We start from the raw sequence: 18,664 nt of genomic DNA, 5'->3' as shown, positions 1-18,664 counted from the left end.
CGCTGGTCCAAGCGAATCCGGCCCACTGGCCCTACCTGCGGTAAATCGGCCTGCCTACACTTTCCTCGACAGATCGCCGCATGGAAGCATCTGCACACGATCGACCCGAAGAGAACGATCAGGAGACAGGCATGACCAACAGGCAGTCGGCAGCATCCGCCCGCGCGGCGGACACGCGCCCCGCATCAGTCAGTCGAATCGCCTCGCGCGCCGGTTGCGGCGCAACGGGCATGCCCGCAACGGAGGGCTGACCATGTCGACCCCTTCCATCGAACGCACCACGAGCGGCTTCGCCGGCGGCCGGCCGAACGACACGCGTTACGACCCGACCTACGATCCGCTCGTGTCGCCGGGCCCCGGCTGCGGCAAGCAATACGCGCCGACCTACTGGGTCGCGACGGCCGGCACTCCGCCGGCCGACGACGGCCCCGTCACGCGCGATCTCGACGTCGACGTCGCGATCATCGGCGCCGGCTATACGGGCCTCGCGACCGCGCTGTGCCTCGCGCGGGATCACGGCATCAAGGCCGTCGTGCTCGAGGCCAACCGCACCAGCTGGGGCTGCAGCAGTCGCAACGGCGGGCAGGGGCAGAACGCGTCGGGCCGGCTGTCGCGCTCGCAGTGGATCGAGCGCTGGGGCAAGGACGTCGCGCTGAAGATGCACGACGAGATTCTCGAAGGCTTCGAGCACTTCAAGTCGCTCGTATCGGAAATCGACTGCGATCCGCAGCCGGGCGGCCATTTCCTGATCGCGCATCGCCCGCGCATCATGGCGAAGCTCGCGGCCGAGGCGAAGGTGTGGAAGGACGTGTTCGGCTATCCGTCCGAACTGCTGAGCGCGGAGACGTTCCGCCGCGAATTCATCAACGACCACGAGGCGGCCGGCGCGCTGCACGAGCCGGAAGGCATCGGCATCCATGCGCTGAAACTCGCGTTCGGCTACCTGCGTCTCGCACGCGAAGCCGGCGCGAAGGTGCATACGAGCAGCCCCGTGCTCGGCTTCGAGACGATCGACGGCGTGCACCACCTGCGCACGCCGGGCGGCGTGGTGCGGGCTCGCGCGGTCGGCATCGCGACCGGCGCGTACACCGCGCAGACGCTGCATCCGTCGCTGCGCAGCAAGGTGATGCCGATCCTGTCGAATTCGATGGTCACGCGGCCGCTGACCGACGCCGAGATCGATGCATGCAACTTCCGCACGACGCAGGTGCTGACCGACACGCGCACGCTGCGCTTCTACTATCGTTTCCTGCCCGATCGCCGGCTGCAGATCGGCAGCCGCAGCGCGATCACCGGCGACGATGCGCCGAACCCGCGCCACCTCGATTTGCTGAAGGAAGGCATGGCGCGCAAGTTTCCGGCGCTGCGCGGCGTCGAGATCGATTACTCGTGGTGGGGCTGGGTCGACGTGAGTCACGACATGATGCCGCGCGTGTGCCAGCCCGATCCGCGGCAATCCGTGTACTACGCGCTCGGCTACGGCGGCAACGGCGTGTCGTATTCGCAGCAGGCCGGCCGTCGGCTCGCCGAGCAGATCGCGGGGAAGGGCGCACGCCAGACGCTGCCGATCTTCACGTCGCCGCTGCCCGGTCACCCGTTCGCGCCGTTCCGGCGTATCGGGCAGCGGATGCTCTACCTGTCGTACTTCAGGAACGACGAAAAGCCCTGAGCGCGGGGCGCACCACCCGGCGCGACGCAAGACCGCGCGCGCCGGGCAACCCGACACAATAAAAGCCACAGAAATCCGTGCGGCCGGGGCTGCAGGTGCCCCTGCACGCGCCGTCGCCGGCGGCGCCCGCGTTCACCCGAAGGTGACGCGGGCGGCGCCGGACAACTGGATATGGAGAAGACATGCAACCCTCGATGAACCAGAGTGACCTGAAGTGTGGGCTCAAGCAGCGCCACATGACGATGATCGCGCTTGGCGGCGTGATCGGTGCCGGGCTGTTCGTCGGCAGCGGCGTGGTGATTCAGCAGACCGGGCCGGCCGCGATCCTGTCGTTCCTGATCACGGGCGGGCTGGTCGTGCTCGTGATGCGGATGCTCGGCGAGATGGCGTGCGCGATGCCGGCCGTCGGCTCGTTCTACGAGTACGCGCGGCTCGCGTTCGGCAACTGGCGCGGGCCCGGCAGGATGGCGGGCTTCCTGACCGGCTGGATGTACTGGTATTTCTGGGTGATCGTCGTCGCGCTGGAAGCGGTCGCGGGCGCCAGGCTGATCCAGTTCTGGCTGCCCGACACACCGGCGTGGATCATCAGTCTCGCGCTGCTGGTCGTGCTGACGCTCACGAACCTGATCTCGGTCGGCAGTTACGGCGAATTCGAATTCTGGTTCTCGTCGATCAAGGTCGGCGCGATCGTCGTGTTCCTGTTCCTCGGCGGCCTCTACGTGCTCGGCATGTGGCCCGCGTCGATGCACACGACGGCCGTGCTGCCGACGCTGCTCGGTCACGGCGGCTTCATGCCGCTCGGCATCGGGCCGGTGATGAGCGGGGCGGTCGCGGCCACCGGGTTCTACTTCGGCGCGGAAATCGTCACGATCGCGGCGGCCGAGGCGAAGGAGCCGGCCAAGGCGGTTGCGAAGGCAACCAACTCGGTGATCACCCGCGTGCTGGTGTTCTACGTCGGCTCGGTCGCGCTCGTCGTCGCGCTGGTGCCGTGGAATTCCGCGCAGATGGCCACGCCGTACGTGAGCGCGCTGGAAGTGATGGGCCTGCCGGCCGCCGCCAACGTGATGAACGCGATCGTGCTGACCGCCGTGCTGTCCGCGCTCAACTCGGGCCTCTATGCGGCCTCGCGGATGCTGTTCGCGCTGACCCGCCACGGCGACGCGCCGGCCGCGCTCGCGAAGGTCAACAAGCGCGGCGTGCCGGTGCGCGCGATCCTGCTCGGCACGGTGTTCGGCTACGTGTCGGTCGTGATGTCGTACGTGTCGCCCGATACCGTGTTCGCGTTCCTCGTCAATTCGTACGGCACCGTCGCATTGTTCGTGTACGTGCTGATCGCGTTCTCGCAACTGCGCCTGCGCAAGCGTCTGGACCCGGTCGCCGCCAGCAAGCTGCGCGTGAAGATGTGGGCGTACCCGTACCTGACCTGGGTCGCGATCATCGGCATGGTCGGCATCCTCGTCGCGATGGCGTTCATCCCGGACCAGCGCAAGCCGCTCTGGCTCGGCGTCGCGAGCCTCGGCGTACTCGTGGTCGCGTACGGGCTGACGCGCCGCGGCCGCCGCGAGCATCTCGACGACAGCGAACTGCTCGCGTATCCGCCGCGTTGACGGGCGGCACCGCATGGCGCCGAAGGCCCGGTGCATGCGCCGGGCCTTCGCGCATGCGGCCCGCGGGGGAGCCGGCGCAACTATCGGGCCGACCGATAGCACCGATCAGAGGATGCGACTTTATGTCGGGCGCCGGCCGGCATAGCATGGATGAACCGATTCACCGGTGCGCGGCAGCGACGCGCACCGTCATCCGCGAACGAGGACAGACGATGGAACATCGGGCACGCGAGCGCGACGAGCAGGCCGAGATCAAGACGACGACCTGCTACATGTGCGCATGCCGCTGCGGCATCCGCGTACACCTGCGCGACGGCGAAGTACGCTATATCGACGGCAATCCGCACCATCCGCTGAACCAGGGCGTCATCTGCGCGAAAGGTTCGTCGGGGATCATGAAGCAGTACTCGCCCGCGCGGCTCACGCAGCCGCTGATGCGCAAGCCGGGCGCGGAGCGCGGCGATGCGCAGTTCGAGCCGGTGTCGTGGGAGGTCGCGTTCGACGTGCTCGAAAAGCGCCTGTCGCATCTGCGCGCGACCGATCCGAAGCGTTTCGCGCTGTTCACGGGCCGCGACCAGATGCAGGCGCTCACCGGCCTGTTCGCGAAACAGTTCGGTACGCCGAACTATGCGGCGCACGGCGGGTTCTGCTCCGCGAACATGGCGGCCGGGATGATCTACACGATCGGCGGCTCGTTCTGGGAGTTCGGCGGCCCCGATCTCGACCGCGCGAAGCTGTTCTTCATGATCGGCACCGCGGAGGATCACCATTCGAATCCGCTGAAGATCGCGCTCGGCAAGTTCAAGCGCGCGGGCGGCCGCTTCATCGCGATCAATCCGGTGCGCACCGGTTACGCGGCGATCGCCGACGAATGGATTCCGATCCGCCCCGGCACCGACGGCGCGCTGTTCATGGCGCTGATGCATGAGTTGATCGCGCGCGATGCGTTCGACCACGAATTCGTGTCGCGCTTCACGAACGCGGCGGAACTGGTCGACCGGCGCGACGGCGCCGACACGTTCGGGCTGTTCGTGCGCGACGCCGACGCGCCGGAGCTCAACCCGCTGTATCCGCAGAACCGGATGTGGTGGGACACGAAGACGAACCGCGCGGTGCTGCACCACACGGATGGCGCGGAGCCGGCGCTCGACGGCCGCTATACGCTCGACGACGGCACGCCGGTCGCGCCGTCGTTCACGCTGCTGCGCGAACAGGTGGCCGCTTGCACGCCCGAATGGGCGGCCGACATCACCGGCATCGCGGCCGACACGATCCGCCGCCTTGCCCGCGAGATGGAGACGGTCGCGCGCGAGCAGGCGATCGAGCTGCCGGTGCGCTGGACCGATTCGTGGGGCCAGGCGCACGAATCGGTGAAGGGCGTGCCGATCGCGTTCCACGCGATGCGCGGGCTGGCCGCGCATTCGAACGGCTTCCAGACGATCCGTGCGCTCGCGGTGCTGATGTCGCTGCTCGGCACGATCGACCGGCCGGGCGGCTTTCGCCACAAGGCGCCGTATCCGCGCGCGGTGCCGCCGTCGGCGAAACCGCCGAACGATCCCGACCAGATCAAGCCGAACACGCCGCTCGCGACCGGCCCGCTCGGCTGGCCGGCCGGCCCCGAGGACCTGTTCGTCCATCCGGACGGCACGCCCGCCCGGCTCGACAAGGCGTTCTCGTGGGAATACCCGCTCGCGGTGCATGGGCTGATGCATTCGGTGATCACCAATGCATGGCGCGGCGATCCCTATCCGATCGATACGCTGCTGATCTTCATGGCCAACATGGCGTGGAATTCGTCGATGAATACGACGGAAGTGCGCAAGATGCTGGTCGACAAGCGCGCCGACGGCGAATACCGGATTCCGTTCCTGGTCGTATGCGATGCGTTCGCATCGGAGATGACCGCGTTCGCCGACCTGATCCTGCCCGACACGACCTACCTCGAACGGCACGACGTGATGTCGGTGCTCGACCGGCCGATCTCCGAATTCGACGGGCCGGTCGATTCGGTGCGCGTGCCCGTCGTGCCGCCGACAGGCGAGTGCAAGCCGTTCCAGGAAGTGCTGATCGAGCTGGCGAGCCGGCTGAAGTTTCCGGCCTTCACGACGCCGGACGGGCAGCGCAAGTACCGCGACTATCCGGATTTCGTCGTCAATTTCCAGACCGCGCCGGATTCGGGCACCGGCTTCCTGATCGGCTGGCGCGGCAAGGACGGCGAGAAGGCCGTCGTCGGCGAGCCGAACCCCGACCAGTGGAAACGCTATGCGGAGAACGACTGCGTGTACCACTACCGGTTGCCGGAATCGCTGCAATACATGCGCAACTGCAACGGGCCATACATGCAGTGGGCGGTCGACAACGGGATGCGCAAGTTCGGCGTGCCGATCGTGATCCAGCTCTACTCGGACGTGATGCAGAAATTCCGGCTCGCCGCGCAGGGCCGCACGTCGGGCCGCCAGCCGCCGGATCATCTGCGCGAACGCATCGCGCGTTACTTCGACCCGTTGCCGTTCTGGCATCCGTCGCTCGAAAGCGGGCTGACCGATGCGAACCGCTATCCGCTCGCGGCGATCACGCAGCGGCCGATGGCGATGTACCACTCGTGGGATTCGCAGAACGCGTGGCTGCGGCAGATCCACGGCGAGAACCACCTGTTCGTGAACCCGGTGACGGCCGCCGCGCAGCAGATCGACGACGGCGCATGGATCTACGTCGAATCGCCGTGGGGCAAGGTGCGCTGCCGCGCGCGCTACAGCGAGGCGGTCGAGCCCGGCACCGTGTGGACCTGGAACGCGATCGGCAAGGCGGCCGGCGCGTGGAACCTCGGCCCCCACGCGGGCGAATCGCAGCGCGGCTTCCTGCTCAATCACGTGATCACCGACGAGTTGCCCGACGCGGCCCGCGGCGGTGCGCGGCTGTCGAATTCCGATCCGGTGACCGGGCAGGCCGGCTGGTACGACGTGCAGGTGCGGATCTACCCGGCCGAAGCGGATGCGGCGACCACGCTGCCGCAGTTCGCGCCGATGCCGGCGCTGCCGGGCACGCCGCGCGTGCTGCAACGCGTGCAGGCGTATTTCGCGGGAACCGGCGCATTCGCCGCGCGGCTGCGGCGCGCGGCGCCGGCGGGCCCGAAGTCCGACGATCGCTAAGCGAAGGAGCGCAACCATGACCCAGATGGCCCTCGTCATCGACCTGAACGTGTGCGTCGGCTGCCATGCCTGCGTGACGAGCTGCAAGGAATGGAACACGTCCGGCGAAGCCGGCAGCCTTGCCGATCTGCGTCCGTACGACGACGATCCGTCCGGCACGTTCTTCAACCGCGTGCAGACCTACGAGGCCGGCGTGTTCCCGATGACGGACACGATCCACTTCCCGAAGTCGTGCCTGCACTGCGAGGACCCGCCGTGCGTGCCCGTTTGTCCGACCGGCGCGAGCTTCAAGCGCAAGTCGGACGGCATCGTGCTGGTCGACTACGACAAGTGCATCGGCTGCAAGTACTGCGCGTGGGCATGTCCGTACGGCGCGCGCGAACTCGACGAAGGCCGCAAGGAGATGACGAAGTGCACGCTGTGCGCGGACCGCATCGACAACGAAGCGCTGCCCGAGCGCGATCGCAAGCCGGCCTGCGTGCTCGCGTGCCCGACGTCGGCACGGCTGTTCGGCGACGTGCACGACCCGGAATCGGACGTGTCGCGCGCGATCCGCGACCGCGGCGGCTATGCGCTGATGCCCGAGTGGGGCACGCGGCCGTCGAACCATTACCTGCCGCGCGTGAAGACCGAAGCATCGTGCGGATGCGGCAGCAGCGGCGGGTGCGGCAGCGCATCGAACGGGCGCGACGACGATTCGTTCGAGGCCCGCGCGGCGCGCGGCGACATCGATCTCGTGTCGCTGGCGACCCCGCGCTGAGCGACGCGCATTTCATTCAGACACAGACGGAGTTTCCATGCGCCCAGCCTTTTCGGTCGTTTTTCTCACCACGCTGTGCGGCGCCGCACAGGGCCTGCTGCTGACGCTCGTGATCGTCGAGGCGCTGGCGCGGCTGGCCGGCGTTGACGTCGCCGCCCCGTTCTACGTGACCGGGGCCGCGCTGTCGGTCGCACTCGGCGTGCTCGGCCTGTTCGCGTCGTTCTTTCATCTCGGCCACCCGGAGCGCGCGTGGCGCGCGATCGCGATGTGGCGTACGTCGTGGCTGTCGCGCGAGTGCATCGCGCTGCCGGTGTTTCTCGCCTGCGCGTTCGCGTATGGCGCGGCGCATCTGTTCGCGTGGCCCGGCACGCTGCTGATCGGTGCGGCGGGCGCGCTCGCGAGCGTCGCGCTGTTCGTCTGCACGGCGATGATCTACGCGTGCCTGCGCTTCCTGCAGGAATGGGCGAGCCCGCTGACGCTCGTGAACTTCGTGCTGCTCGGCTGCGCATCGGGCTGCACGCTCGCGACGGCCTGCGCCGCGTGGCTCGCGCCGGCGCTGGTCGGCCGGCTCGCGGCGGCCGCCTGCGTGCTGACGTTCGCGGGCGGCGTGGCGCGGCTCGCGTTGCTCGCACGCAATGCACGGCTGCGGCCGAAGTCGACCGTGCAGAGCGCGACGGGGATTCGTCACGCGAAGGTCGAACAGAAGTCGCGCGGCTTCACGGCCAGCGCGTTCAACACGAAGGAGTTCTTTCACGGGCAGGGCAACGGCACGCTGCGCGCGGTGAAGGCCGGCTTCCTGATCGGCGCATTCGCGGTGCCGTTCGTGCTGACCGGCGCCGGCGCGCTCGCGCCGACGTCGATCGCGGCGGCCGTCGCGCTCGGCGCGGCGTTCGTGATCCAGTACGCGGGGCTGGTGGCGGAACGCTGGTTCTTCTTCGCGGACGCGCGGCATCCGCAGAACCTCTACTACCAGCGCGCGTCATGACGCGGCCGGCGCGCCGCCGCGCGGCACTAGAAGGTCTTCGCGAGCGCGCGGGCCGCTTCCTGCAGCCGCGGCACGTGGTCGAGCAGCCGCGACAGCGGCGCGCGCGACACCGGCGCATGGACGGCGACCGCGGCGATGCACGCGCCGTCGTCGTCGAGCACCGGCGCCGCGATGCAGACGATCCCCGCGACGAATTCCTCGTTGTCGATCGCGATGCCCTTGTGCGCGGTGCGGTCGAGTTCGGCTTCGAGCAATTCCGGGTCGGAGATCGTGTTCGGCGTATGGCGCGGCAGCGCCATCGTGCGCACCAGCGCCGCGCGTTCGTCGCGCGGCAGCAGTGCGAGCAGCAGCTTGCCGCTGGCGCTGCAGTAAGCGGGCACGCGCGAGCCGGGTTTCAGGTCGAGCCGCAGCGGCCAGTCGGCTTCCACGCGGTCGAGATAGACGACGTCCGTGTCGTGCAGGGCGGTCAGGTTGCAGGTCTCGGCGAGGTCGGCGACGAGCCGTTCGAGGATCGCATGGCGCAGCCGGCGCGTGCCCGCGTGCAGCATCACGCCGGTGCCGAGCCGCGCGAGGCGCGGGCCGACCGCATACGCGTTCTTGCGGCCCGGCTCGCGGATCACGAGCCCGCCGGCTTCGAGCGACGCGAGCATCCGGTGCAGCGAGGCCTTCGGGATATCGACGTCGCGCGCGAGATCGGCGAGCGACACGGCGTCGCCGGCCTGGACGAGATGTTCGAGCAGCGCGAAGGCGCGCAGCGTGGGCGTATCCGCGGGCAGCATGTCGGGCGTTCCGGAAACTGGACTGCGGCCATTGTACCGAACGGTCCGGCAGGCCGGCCGCACGGGGCGGCGGGGGCCGGCAACCCGGCCCGCATTTTCGGCAGCGGAACGCATCGTTCCGTCAACAGGATCGACGCAGGCGCCATCGACGCCTGCGCAACAGGCAACGACAGGAGCGCCACGCGATGGATGGGGTAACGAACAAGCCGGACTGCATGGTGTCGGTCCGCGAACGGTTCGGTTTCGACTCGGACCTGATGGTGCCCGCGTTCGGCGCGCGCGACGATCACGTGCCCGATATCGACGACGCGTACCGCTTCAACCCGGACGTCACGCTCGCGATTCTCGCGGGCTTCGCGCGCAACCGCCGCGTGCTCGTGCAGGGGATGCACGGCACCGGCAAGTCGACCCATATCGAGCAGGTCGCGGCGCGGCTGAACTGGCCGTGCGTGCGCGTGAACCTCGACGGTCACATCAGCCGGCTCGACCTCGTCGGCAAGGACGCGATCGTCGTGCGCGACGACGTGCAGGTGACCGAGTTCCAGGAAGGGATCGTGCCGTGGGCGCTGCAGCGTCCGGTCGCGCTGATCTTCGACGAATACGATGCGGGGCGGCCCGACGTGATGTTCGTGATCCAGCGGATCCTGGAGCGCGACGGCAAGTTCACGCTGCTCGACCAGAATCGCGTGATCCATCCGCATCCGTCGTTCCGGCTGTTCGCGACCGCGAACACGGTCGGGCTCGGCAACCTGAACGGGCTCTACCACGGCACGCAGATGCTCAACCACGCGCAGATGGACCGCTGGAACGTGGTCGCGACGCTCGACTACCTGCCGCGCGACGAGGAGATCGGCATCGTGCGCGCACGCGTGCCGGCACTCGCGGACGAAGCCGGCCGCCCGCTGCTCGAATCGATGGTGAGCCTGGCCGAGCTGACGCGCAACGGTTTCGCGACCGGCGATCTGTCGACGCTGATGTCGCCGCGCACGGTGATCAACTGGGCCGAGAACTGCCAGATCTTCCGCGATCCGGCGCTCGCGTTCCGGCTGACGTTCCTGAACAAGTGCGACGACGCGGAGCGGCCGGTCGTCGCCGAGTATTACCAGCGCTGCTTCGGCGAGGAACTGGCGGTCGCGTCGCGCGCCGGCGGCGGCGAGCCGGGAGCGGGACGGTGAGCGCCGATCGCGACGCGGCGCGCCGCGCCGCCGCGCGCGAAGCGCTGGGCGCGTCGACCGTGCGGGCGCTGACGCGCGATGCGGCGCTGCATTACCGTGCGGGCCGCGTGTGCCGCGACCTGCGGCCGCTGCCGATCCATGCACCGCACCTGCGCGCGCAGGCCGCCGACGACGATCTCGCGTCGTGGCGCGGCGCGGCCGACGGCGCGGCGTTGCGCATCCTGCACTCCGATGCCGACCTGCATCGTGCGCTGTCCGGCGACGATCCGGTCGAACGTGTGCTGTTCGAGATGCTCGAGCAACTGCGCTGCGAATCGCTCGCGCCGGCCGCCATGCGCGGCGTCCTGCTGAACCTGCGCCATCGTTTCGAAACCTGGTCGCGCGCGTTTCACCGGTCGGGGCAGGCCGATACGCATGTCGGAATCCTGGTCTACACGGTCGCGCAGATCGCGTGGTCGCGGCTGACCGGCTGGCCCGTGCTCGAGGAAACGGAAGACCTGATCGAAGCGCCGCGCGCGGCGATCGTGCCGGAAATCGGCGTGGCGCTCGCTGGGCTGCGTCGCTGCCGGCACGACCAGCGCGCGTTCGCCGGCCACGCGTTGGCGCTGGCGCGGCGCATTGCGTCGATGATCCGCGACGCGCGCGCGGCCGTCGTCGAAACGCAGACGGAAGACGCGCGCGAGCAGGACGACGCGCTGACGAATTTCTCGCTGTGGGTCGATTTCGACGACACGGGCATCGACCTGCCGGCGCTCGTGGAGACCGGCGACAGCGTCGTGCTGCACGGCGGCGGCGCCACGTATCGGGCGTACACGACGCGCTACGACCGCGAATTCAAGCCGGCCGCGCAGATCCGCGCGGCGTTGCTGCGCGAGTATCGCGACCGGCTCGACGCGCAGGTCGCCGCGCAGCGGATCAACGTCACGCGGCTCGCGCGCGTGCTGCGCGCGGCGCTCGTCGTGCCGCAGGCCGACGGCTGGTCGTTCGGCGAGGAACACGGCCGTCTCGACGGCCGCCGGCTCGCGCAACTCGTCAGCTCGCCGGCCGAGCGGCGGCTGTTCCGGCTCGAACGCGTGCGGCCGCATGCCGACTGCGCGCTCGCATTCCTGATCGACTGCTCGGGGTCGATGAAGGCGTGGATCGACGGCGTCGCGCTGATGGTCGACACGCTGGCGCGTGCGGGCGACGCCGCGGGCCTCGCGACCGAAGTGCTGGGTTTCACGACGCTTGCGTGGAACGGCGGCCGCGCGCGCCAGGACTGGCTCGCGCGCGGCAAGCCGCGCGATCCGGGGCGCCTCAACGAAACCGGCCACCTGGTGTTCAAGGATGCCGACACGCGCTGGCGGCACGCGCGCGCCGGCATTGCCGCGCTGTTCAAGGCCGACCTGTTTCGCGAAGGGATCGACGGGGAAGCGGTCGACTGGGCGTGCGCGCGGCTCGCGGCGCGGCCGGAAGCGAGAAAGATCCTCGTCGTGATCTCGGACGGCAGCCCGATGGACGGCGCCACCGCATTGGCGAACGATCCGTTCTACCTCGACAACCATCTGAAGCAGGTGGTCGCCCGCCAGGAAGGGGCCGGCCGCGTCGAAGTGCTCGGGCTCGGCGTCGGGCTCGATCTCGGCCCGTACTACCGGCACCGGCTCGCGATCGATCTCGTATCACCCCCGGACATGAAGCGGCTCGTCGAAATCGCCGGCTGGATCGGCGCGCGACGGTGAAACCGGAAGGAATCAGCCGCGATGCAGCAGCGGCGGCAGCGACGTCGCGATCAGCCCGACGCCGATCGCCATCAGCACGCCGAACGCGAGCCGGCGCAGCGCGACCGGCGACAGCGGCGGCGGGTAGTGCCGGCCGGCGACCGTCGTCAGCATCACGACCGGCGTCGCGAGCGCGGCCAGCAGCCAGATGTCGCGATCGAGCTGGCCTTCGCACGCGCTGTACAGTACGCGCGTGGCCGACGTGGTCGTGAACAGCACGATCAGCGCGCAGCGGATCTGCACGAGCGTCAGCGGCTGCCGGTAGAACTGGAAGATCAACGGCGGCCCCGACACGCCGAACATCCCGCTCAGCAGCCCGCCGAAGATGCCGCTGACGAAGAAGCTGCGGTTGTCCGAGCGTTCCGTCAGCGGCGTCGGCCGCAGCGCCGCGCTCAGGCCGCCGTACAGCACGACCACGCCGAGGATCAGTTGCAGCAGGTCGGCCGCCGAGCGGCTCAGGCATTCGAGCAGCACCACGCCGGCGACGACCGACGGCAGGATGCCGAGCGTCGCCGCGCCAACCGCCCGCCAGTCGATGTGATGCAGCCGGCCCGGCAGCGCGGTCGCGCCGTTCGCGAGCGACACGACGCTCATCAGCGTCGCGACCGTGGCGAGCGGCGCGAGCCCGAAGCCGCTCGTCACGCCCATCACGATCATCCCGAGGCCGAAACCCGTGACGGTCTGGAAATAGCTGCCGGCGCCGATCACCGCGATCAGGATCGCCAGTTTGTCGGCCGTCATGCGGGTGCGACCTCGCCGGTCGCGGCCCGTTGCATGGCCGCTTGCGCCTGCACGGTGGTCGCCGCGATCACGTGATACACGTCGTCGGCGCCGCAGCCGCGCGACAGGTCGTTCGCAGGCCGGCGCAAGCCCTGCAACAGCGGGCCGACGGCCTTTGCGCGGCCGATCCGCTCGGCGAGCTTGTAACCGATGTTGCCGGCTTCGAGGCTCGGGAACACGAGCACGTTCGCGTGGCCGCCGACCTGCGAATGCGCGATCTTGCGCTCGGCGATTTCCGCGACGATCGCCGCGTCGAGCTGCACGTCGCCGTCGATCGCGAGCGCCGGGCGCAGTTCGCGCACGCGCGCGGTCGCGGCCGCCACCTTGTCGACCGCCGCATGGTGCGCGCTGCCGCTCGTCGAGAACGACAGCATCGCGACGCGTGGTGCTTCGCCGAGCAGCGCGTGCGCGCTGTCGGCGGCGGCCATCGCGATCTCGGCGAGCTGGCCGGCGTCCGGATCGACGACGAGCGCGCAGTCGGAGAAGATCAGCCCGCCCTTGATCGTATGGAACGGCTCGCACAGCATCATCAGGAAGAAGCTCGACACGATCCGGAACGCCGGATCGACGCCGATCAGCTGGATCGCCGCGCGCACCACGTCGGCCGTCGCATGCACGGCGCCCGCGACCGAGCCGTCCGCGTCGCCGAGCCGCACCATCAGGTTCGCATGGCAGAGCGGGTCGAGCACCGCGTCGCGCGCGGCGTCGGCCGTCATGCCCTTGGCTTTGCGCAACGCGTGCAGCGCGTCGGCATACGCGTCGCGTTGCGGGGCGGTGGCCGGATCGACGAGCGTTATGCCGTCGAGGTCGAGCGCGTCGCGCGCGGCCGCCGCGTGGATGGCCGCACGGTCGCCGACGAGCACGATGTGGGCGATGCCGTCGCGTGTCGCGCGCGCGGCGGCTTGCAGCACGCGCGGGTCGTCGGCTTCGCACAGCGCGATGCGCATCGGCTGGCGGCGCGCGGATTCGAGAATGCGGTCGAGGGCTTTCATCGGGAATTCGAAGTAAAAAAGGCCGGATGCGGCGGCCCGCACGGGGCACGGCGTCCGGCCGGGTTCCGGCCGTGCGGGGAGGGCACGGCCGGACGCGGGTGCGTCAGCGACGCGGCATCACACGTAGTCCTTGTACTTGTCGAGCAGGCGAACCGGCTTCGACAGCGCGTCGCGGCGGAACGGATCGCCGAGTTCGCGCGTGCACATGATCTCGATGATCGTCGTCTTGCCTTCGTTCATCTGCATGTCGATCGCGCGCTTGAGTGCCGGCCCGACATCCTCCAGACGGTCGACCGTGATCCCTTCGGCGCCCATCGCACGGGCGATCGCCGCGAAACTCTGGTTGTCGAGTTCGCCCGCGACGAAGCGGCGGTTGTAGAAGTCGACCTGGTTCTTCTTCTCCGCGCCCCATTGACGGTTGTGGAACACCACGGCCGTGACCGGGATGTTGTGACGCACGCAGGTCATCGTTTCCATCAGGCTCATGCCCCACGCGCCGTCGCCCGCATACGACACGGCCGGGCGGTGCGGCGCGGCGACCTTCGCACCGATGATCGTCGGGAACGCGTAGCCGCAGTTGCCCCAGCTCATCGCCGCGAAGAAGCTGCGCGGCTTGTTGAAGCGCAGGTAGCTGTTCGCGACCGAGTTGATGTTGCCGATGTCGGTCGACACCATCACGTCCTCGGGCATCGCCTTTTCGAGTTCGCGCAGCACCTGGCGCGGATGCAGGTAGCGCCCGCCGTTGAAGGTTTTTTCGTTCTTCTGTTCCTCGATCATGTCGAGGCTGTAGGCGTCACGCTCGTGCGTCCAGTCGTCGAGTTCCTTTTCCCACGCGGCCTTCTCGGTCGCGATCTGGTCGGCGCGCTCGCCGCGCGAGCCGTCGCATGCGAGCGTGCGGCCGTCGAGGCGCTGCGTGAGCGCGACGGCCGCCGCCTTCGCGTCGCCGCAGATGCCGACCGAGATCTTCTTCACGAGGCCGAGCATCTTGTGGTCGGCGTCGATCTGGATGATCTTCGCGTCCTTCGGCCAGTAGTCCATCCCGTGCTGCGGCAGCGTGCCGAACGGCCCGAGGCGCGAACCGAGCGCGATCACGACGTCCGCGCGCGACAGCAGCTTCATCGCGGCCTTCGAGCCCTGGTAGCCGAGCGGGCCGCACCACAGCGGATGGTTCGCCGGGAACGAGTCGTTGTGCAGGTAGCTGTTGACGACCGGCGCACCGAGCCGTTCGGCGAGCGCCTTGCATTCCTCGATCGCGTCGGCCATCACGACGCCGCCGCCCGAGATGATCACCGGGAATTTCGCCTGCGCGATCAGATCGGCCGCGTCGTTCAGGCTCTGTTCGCCGCCGGGGCCGCGATCGAGCCGGCGCGGTTGCGGAATCTCGACCTTGACCTTGCCGTAGAAGTAGTCGCGCGGAATGTTCAGCTGCGTCGGGCCCATCTCGGCCTGGGCGCGATCGAAGCAGCGCGCGGTGAATTCGGCCATCCGCGCCGGGTGCGTGACGTGGCCCTGGTATTTCGTGAATTCCTGGAACATCGGCAACTGGTTCGCTTCCTGGAAGCCGCCGAGGCCGATGCCCATCGTGCCGGCCTCCGGCGTGACGATCACGACCGGGCTGTGCGCCCAGTACGCGGCCGCGATCGCGGTCACGCAGTTGCTGATGCCGGGGCCGTTCTGGCCGATCACTACGCCGTGGCGGCCCGACACGCGTGCATAGCCGTCGGCCATGTGGCCGGCGCCCTGTTCGTGCACGACCGGGATCAGGCGGATGCCGGCCGGCGCGAAGATGTCCATCGCGTCCATGAACGCGGAGCCCATGATGCCGAACATGTCGGTCACGCCGTTGGCCGCGAGGGTTTCGACGAAGGCTTCGGATGGCGTCATGTCCTGCGGGCCGCTGGTCGATGCACGCAGGGAAGTGGATTGTTCGCTCATGGGTTGTCTCCGATTGTTCAATTAACGGAACGTCTTGTTCCAGATGCTATTGGCTGGGAAAAGCCGGTCAAGTCATTCCGCCCGCTGGCGGGGAATGTGGAATGAAATGAAATGATTCGTTTCAAAATGAGCGCCCGGGGCGGGACGGCCGAAAGCGCGCGAGCGGCGCGCTCAGGCCGGCTGCTTCGGCCGTTCCTTGCGGAACGCGCGCTTGACGGCGATCAGCCCGTCGCGGAACTCGAACAGGTCGCAGCCTTCGGCTTCGATGCGCCAGCCTTCCGCGTGCGTGCCGGTGAACACCCATTCGGATACGCCGCGTTCGCCGGCCACGTAGTGGCGGCCGTGGCCCCAGTGCGCATCGGGGAAGGTCTTGAACACGGCTTCGAACGCGGCGCGCACCGCGTCGCGGCCGACGAAGCGCGTGCCGTGAATGTCGGGGCCGCCGGCCGCGTCGAACACGCAGTCCTCGGTCATGAAGCCCATCAGCGCGTGGGCGTCATGCCGGTTGAAGGCGTCGGAAAAAGCCGCGAGCGTGGCGGCCGTGACGGGGGCGGTAAGCGTGTCGGACATAACGTGTCTCCTGTCGAATGATGGACGGTGCGCGAGGCGCTGATGCGCATGCGGCACGCGGTATCGACACGTTAGTGAGCGCTCGTTTTTGGCGGTAGCGCCAGTTCAGGGGATTCGGTTGGGCCAGGGACGAGCGTGACCGGCTGACGCGATGCCGCGTTCAGGCGTCGGGCTTCTGCGCCCGCACGCACCGCGCGAGCGCCCGCACGCCCGGCTCGATCCGTTCCAGCGGAATCGCGGAAAAGCCCATCCGGAAGCAGCGCCGCGCATTGCTGTCGTCGTTCATGAAGAACACGCCGCCGGGCTCGATCAGGATCCCGGCCTCCTGCGCGTCCGCCGCGAGACGCGCCGCGTCGAGCCACGGCGGCCCCTCGACCCAGCACGACGCGCCGCCCGTCACGGGCACATGGCGCGCTTCCGGCAGATGCGCATCGAGCGCGGCCATCAGCGCCTGCGAGCGCTCGCTGTACGCATGCGCGAGCCGGCGCAGCAACGCGTCGTGATGGCCGAGCGCAAGAAAGGTCGCGAACGCCCGCTGGATATACGCGACCGGATGGCGCACCATCAGCCGCCGCAGCGCGCGCAGCTCGCGGATCAGCTCGCGCGGCCCGACCACGTAGCCGAGCCGCAGGCCCGGCGCGAACGTCTTCGACAGGCTGCCGACGTAGATCACGCGGTCGGCCGTATCGAGGCTCTTCAGCGCCGGATGCGGCGTGCCGGAGAACGTGTTCTCGCTCTCGTAGTCGTCCTCGATGATCACGAAATCGTGCTGCTGCGCGCAATCGAGCAGCGCGCGGCGGCGCTCGACCGGCATCGTCGCGGTGGTCGGGCATTGATGGCTCGGCGTCACGTACACGTAGTCGCAGCGCGACAGCGTATTGCCGAGCGAGTCGGGCGCGATCCCGTGCCCGTCGACGGGCAGCGGCAGCAGCCGCGCGTTGCGGTTCTCGAAGATGTTGCGTGCGTCCGGATAGCCGGGATTCTCGAAGCCGACCGTCGTGTGCTTGCCGCACAGCAGGTCCGCGATCAGGTACAGCGCCTGCTGGCAGCCGTTCGTGACGACGATCTCGTCGGGCATCGCGAACACGCCGCGCCGCGGCAGCACGCGCGTGCGGATCTGCTGGATCAGCGATTCGTCGTCGCGCTCGATCAGGTCGGGCGCCCAGTTGCGGATCTCCATCACCGACAGCGCCTTCAGGCAGCATTCGCGCCAGTCGTTGGTCGGAAACAGCGACTGGTCGAATTGCCCGTAGATGAACGGATATTCGTAGTGCTGCCAGTTCGCGGGCTTCACGATGTTGCGCTGCCTCGACGGCGGATGCGCGATGCGTTTGTCCCATGCGGGGCGGCCCGGCGTGTCGTCGCCGGCCTCCGTTTGCGCGGCGGGCCTGGCGGCCGCGAAGCCGGGCACGCCTTCGAGCATCTTCGGGTTCACGAAGTGCCCGCTGCGTTCGCGCGAGATCAGGTAGCCCTCTTCGACGAGCATCTGGTACGCGAGCACGACGGTGTTGCGCGCGACGCCGAGCTGGTCGGCGAGCTCGCGGCTCGACGGCAGCGCCGCATCGGGCGCGAGCTGGCCGTCGAGGATCGCGGCCACCAGCATGCGCCGGATCTGGTCCTGCAGGCTCGACGCCGACGACCGCCGGAACTGCTGGGCCCATAAGGCGGTCGGGGTACGACTCGGCATGCTTCCTCCTGTGATCGGTACGGGACACGCGAGGCGGCGCGCGGCGGATGCGCAGGCCCGCGAGGGCGCGGTGTGGCGAGAATACGCGCGTCGCGCCGCGGATGTGGACTCAATGAAATGTGGCGTCTGGCACTACTGCGCGTTGACGTGGCAAGACGATACTCAACTCGTCGCGCCCGCACGATCCGGATAACTCCCCGGTACGCGGGCGCAGGGAGGCGTGCGCGCGTCGCGCGCCGGCATCTTCACCGGAGGGGCGGCATGCACGTCGTCGTGTTCAGGGATCGTTGCGCACGCGTGATCCGCATCGTGTTCGACGACGCGCGCGCGACGGCGGTCGCGTATCGCGACGACGAGGCGATCGGCGAACTCGGCATCGACGCCGACGACGGCGCGGTGTGCTCGCCGTCGCTCGCTCGTCTGTACGTCGAACCGGCCTACCGACGCAGCGGCATCGCGCACACGCTGCTGGCGTGCGCGTCGCGCGAATTCGGCCGGCCGATCCGCATCGACACCGCGGCGCGCGAATGGCCCGATTCGCCGGCGTGGGCGACGCTGTGCCGCTGCCTCGAATACGAAGGGCTGGTGGTGGTGCGCTAGCCCGACAGCGTGGCCACGACCACGCCTCACGAGAACGGAGACGACATGAGCACGGTTTTGAAGCCGATTCCCGCATCCGACGTGCGTCACGAAGCGTTGCGCATCGACGGGCAGCGCGTGTGGTGCGACGCGGTGATCGACGTGCGCAACCCGTACGACGGCGCGCTGGTCGGCACCGTGCCGAAGGCGACGCTCGACGACGTGCGCCGTGCCTTCGCG

At 69.0% G+C, this 18,664-nt stretch carries 14 protein-coding genes and 1 pseudogene; 9 read left to right on the top strand and 6 right to left on the bottom strand.

What is annotated here, in order from left to right:
- The first annotated feature begins 253 nt into the window (after positions 1 to 253).
- From DFS13_RS31080 to DFS13_RS31055, 5 genes are all read left to right on the top strand, one after another.
- Positions 254 to 1,669, top strand: a complete 1,416-nt coding sequence (locus DFS13_RS31080; protein ID WP_006481990.1) for an FAD-binding oxidoreductase — start codon at positions 254 to 256, stop codon at positions 1,667 to 1,669.
- Positions 1,670 to 1,851: 182 nt separating this feature from the next.
- Entirely contained in the window at positions 1,852 to 3,276 is a 1,425-nt protein-coding gene (locus DFS13_RS31070) for an amino acid permease (RefSeq protein ID WP_006491514.1), read from the top strand.
- Between the two features lie 212 nt (positions 3,277 to 3,488).
- Positions 3,489 to 6,425, top strand: a complete 2,937-nt coding sequence (locus DFS13_RS31065; protein ID WP_111442537.1) for a molybdopterin oxidoreductase family protein — start codon at positions 3,489 to 3,491, stop codon at positions 6,423 to 6,425.
- 16 nt (positions 6,426 to 6,441) lie between these two features.
- Positions 6,442 to 7,185 carry a 4Fe-4S dicluster domain-containing protein gene (locus DFS13_RS31060; RefSeq protein WP_006495178.1) on the top strand — a complete coding sequence of 248 codons (744 nt, stop codon included), beginning with the start codon at positions 6,442 to 6,444 and terminating at the stop codon, positions 7,183 to 7,185.
- A 37-nt stretch (positions 7,186 to 7,222) separates the two neighbouring features.
- Complete coding sequence (locus DFS13_RS31055) at positions 7,223 to 8,170, top strand: DmsC/YnfH family molybdoenzyme membrane anchor subunit (protein WP_111442536.1); 948 nt, start codon at positions 7,223 to 7,225, stop codon at positions 8,168 to 8,170.
- A gap of 26 nt (positions 8,171 to 8,196) precedes the next feature.
- On the opposite strand, the gene DFS13_RS31050 is transcribed toward DFS13_RS31055, so the two are convergent.
- A complete protein-coding gene (locus DFS13_RS31050; RefSeq protein WP_034202512.1) occupies positions 8,197 to 8,949 on the bottom strand; it encodes an IclR family transcriptional regulator in 753 nt (250 codons plus the stop codon).
- Between the two features lie 185 nt (positions 8,950 to 9,134).
- Here DFS13_RS31050 and DFS13_RS31045 point away from each other — a divergent pair, with 185 nt between their 5' ends.
- A complete protein-coding gene (locus DFS13_RS31045) occupies positions 9,135 to 10,124 on the top strand; it encodes an AAA family ATPase (protein WP_006491513.1) in 990 nt (329 codons plus the stop codon).
- Positions 10,121 to 11,842: a cobalt chelatase gene (locus tag DFS13_RS31040; protein ID WP_111442535.1), complete on the top strand. Its 1,722-nt coding sequence runs from the start codon at positions 10,121 to 10,123 to the stop codon at positions 11,840 to 11,842. Before DFS13_RS31045 ends, DFS13_RS31040 begins: the two co-directional genes overlap by 4 nt.
- A gap of 12 nt (positions 11,843 to 11,854) precedes the next feature.
- Here DFS13_RS31040 and DFS13_RS31035 read toward each other — a convergent pair whose 3' ends face one another.
- The 5 genes from DFS13_RS31035 to DFS13_RS31015 all read right to left on the bottom strand — a co-directional run bounded on the left by DFS13_RS31035 (position 11,855) and on the right by DFS13_RS31015 (position 17,845).
- Positions 11,855 to 12,622 (bottom strand): sulfite exporter TauE/SafE family protein, encoded by a 768-nt coding sequence (locus DFS13_RS31035; RefSeq protein WP_006491153.1) that lies wholly within the window; start codon positions 12,620 to 12,622, stop codon positions 11,855 to 11,857.
- On the bottom strand, positions 12,619 to 13,653 hold the full coding sequence (gene pta, locus DFS13_RS31030; protein ID WP_111442585.1) for a phosphate acetyltransferase: 1,035 nt from the start codon (positions 13,651 to 13,653) through the stop codon (positions 12,619 to 12,621). Before pta ends, DFS13_RS31035 begins: the two co-directional genes overlap by 4 nt.
- 117 nt (positions 13,654 to 13,770) lie before the next feature.
- Positions 13,771 to 15,588 (bottom strand): sulfoacetaldehyde acetyltransferase, encoded by a 1,818-nt coding sequence (gene xsc, locus DFS13_RS31025; protein WP_034202510.1) that lies wholly within the window; start codon positions 15,586 to 15,588, stop codon positions 13,771 to 13,773.
- A gap of 171 nt (positions 15,589 to 15,759) precedes the next feature.
- A complete protein-coding gene (locus tag DFS13_RS31020) occupies positions 15,760 to 16,158 on the bottom strand; it encodes a nuclear transport factor 2 family protein (protein ID WP_006491152.1) in 399 nt (132 codons plus the stop codon).
- Positions 16,159 to 16,318: 160 nt separating this feature from the next.
- Positions 16,319 to 17,845, bottom strand: coding sequence for a PLP-dependent aminotransferase family protein (locus DFS13_RS31015; RefSeq protein WP_006491147.1), 1,527 nt, complete (start codon positions 17,843 to 17,845; stop codon positions 16,319 to 16,321).
- 261 nt (positions 17,846 to 18,106) lie between these two features.
- Between DFS13_RS31015 and DFS13_RS31010 the strand changes: the two genes are divergently transcribed.
- Together DFS13_RS31010 and DFS13_RS31005 are read left to right on the top strand one after the other, a co-directional pair.
- Positions 18,107 to 18,445: a GNAT family N-acetyltransferase gene (locus DFS13_RS31010; RefSeq protein ID WP_006491133.1), complete on the top strand. Its 339-nt coding sequence runs from the start codon at positions 18,107 to 18,109 to the stop codon at positions 18,443 to 18,445.
- Between the two features lie 45 nt (positions 18,446 to 18,490).
- Positions 18,491 to 18,664: pseudogene (locus tag DFS13_RS31005) on the top strand (phosphonoacetaldehyde dehydrogenase); the annotation flags it as partial.

This window comes from Burkholderia sp. 28_3, from assembly GCF_003253915.1.
Classification (GTDB): domain Bacteria; phylum Pseudomonadota; class Gammaproteobacteria; order Burkholderiales; family Burkholderiaceae; genus Burkholderia; species Burkholderia cenocepacia.
This window is presented reverse-complemented; position numbering and strand designations above follow the sequence as displayed.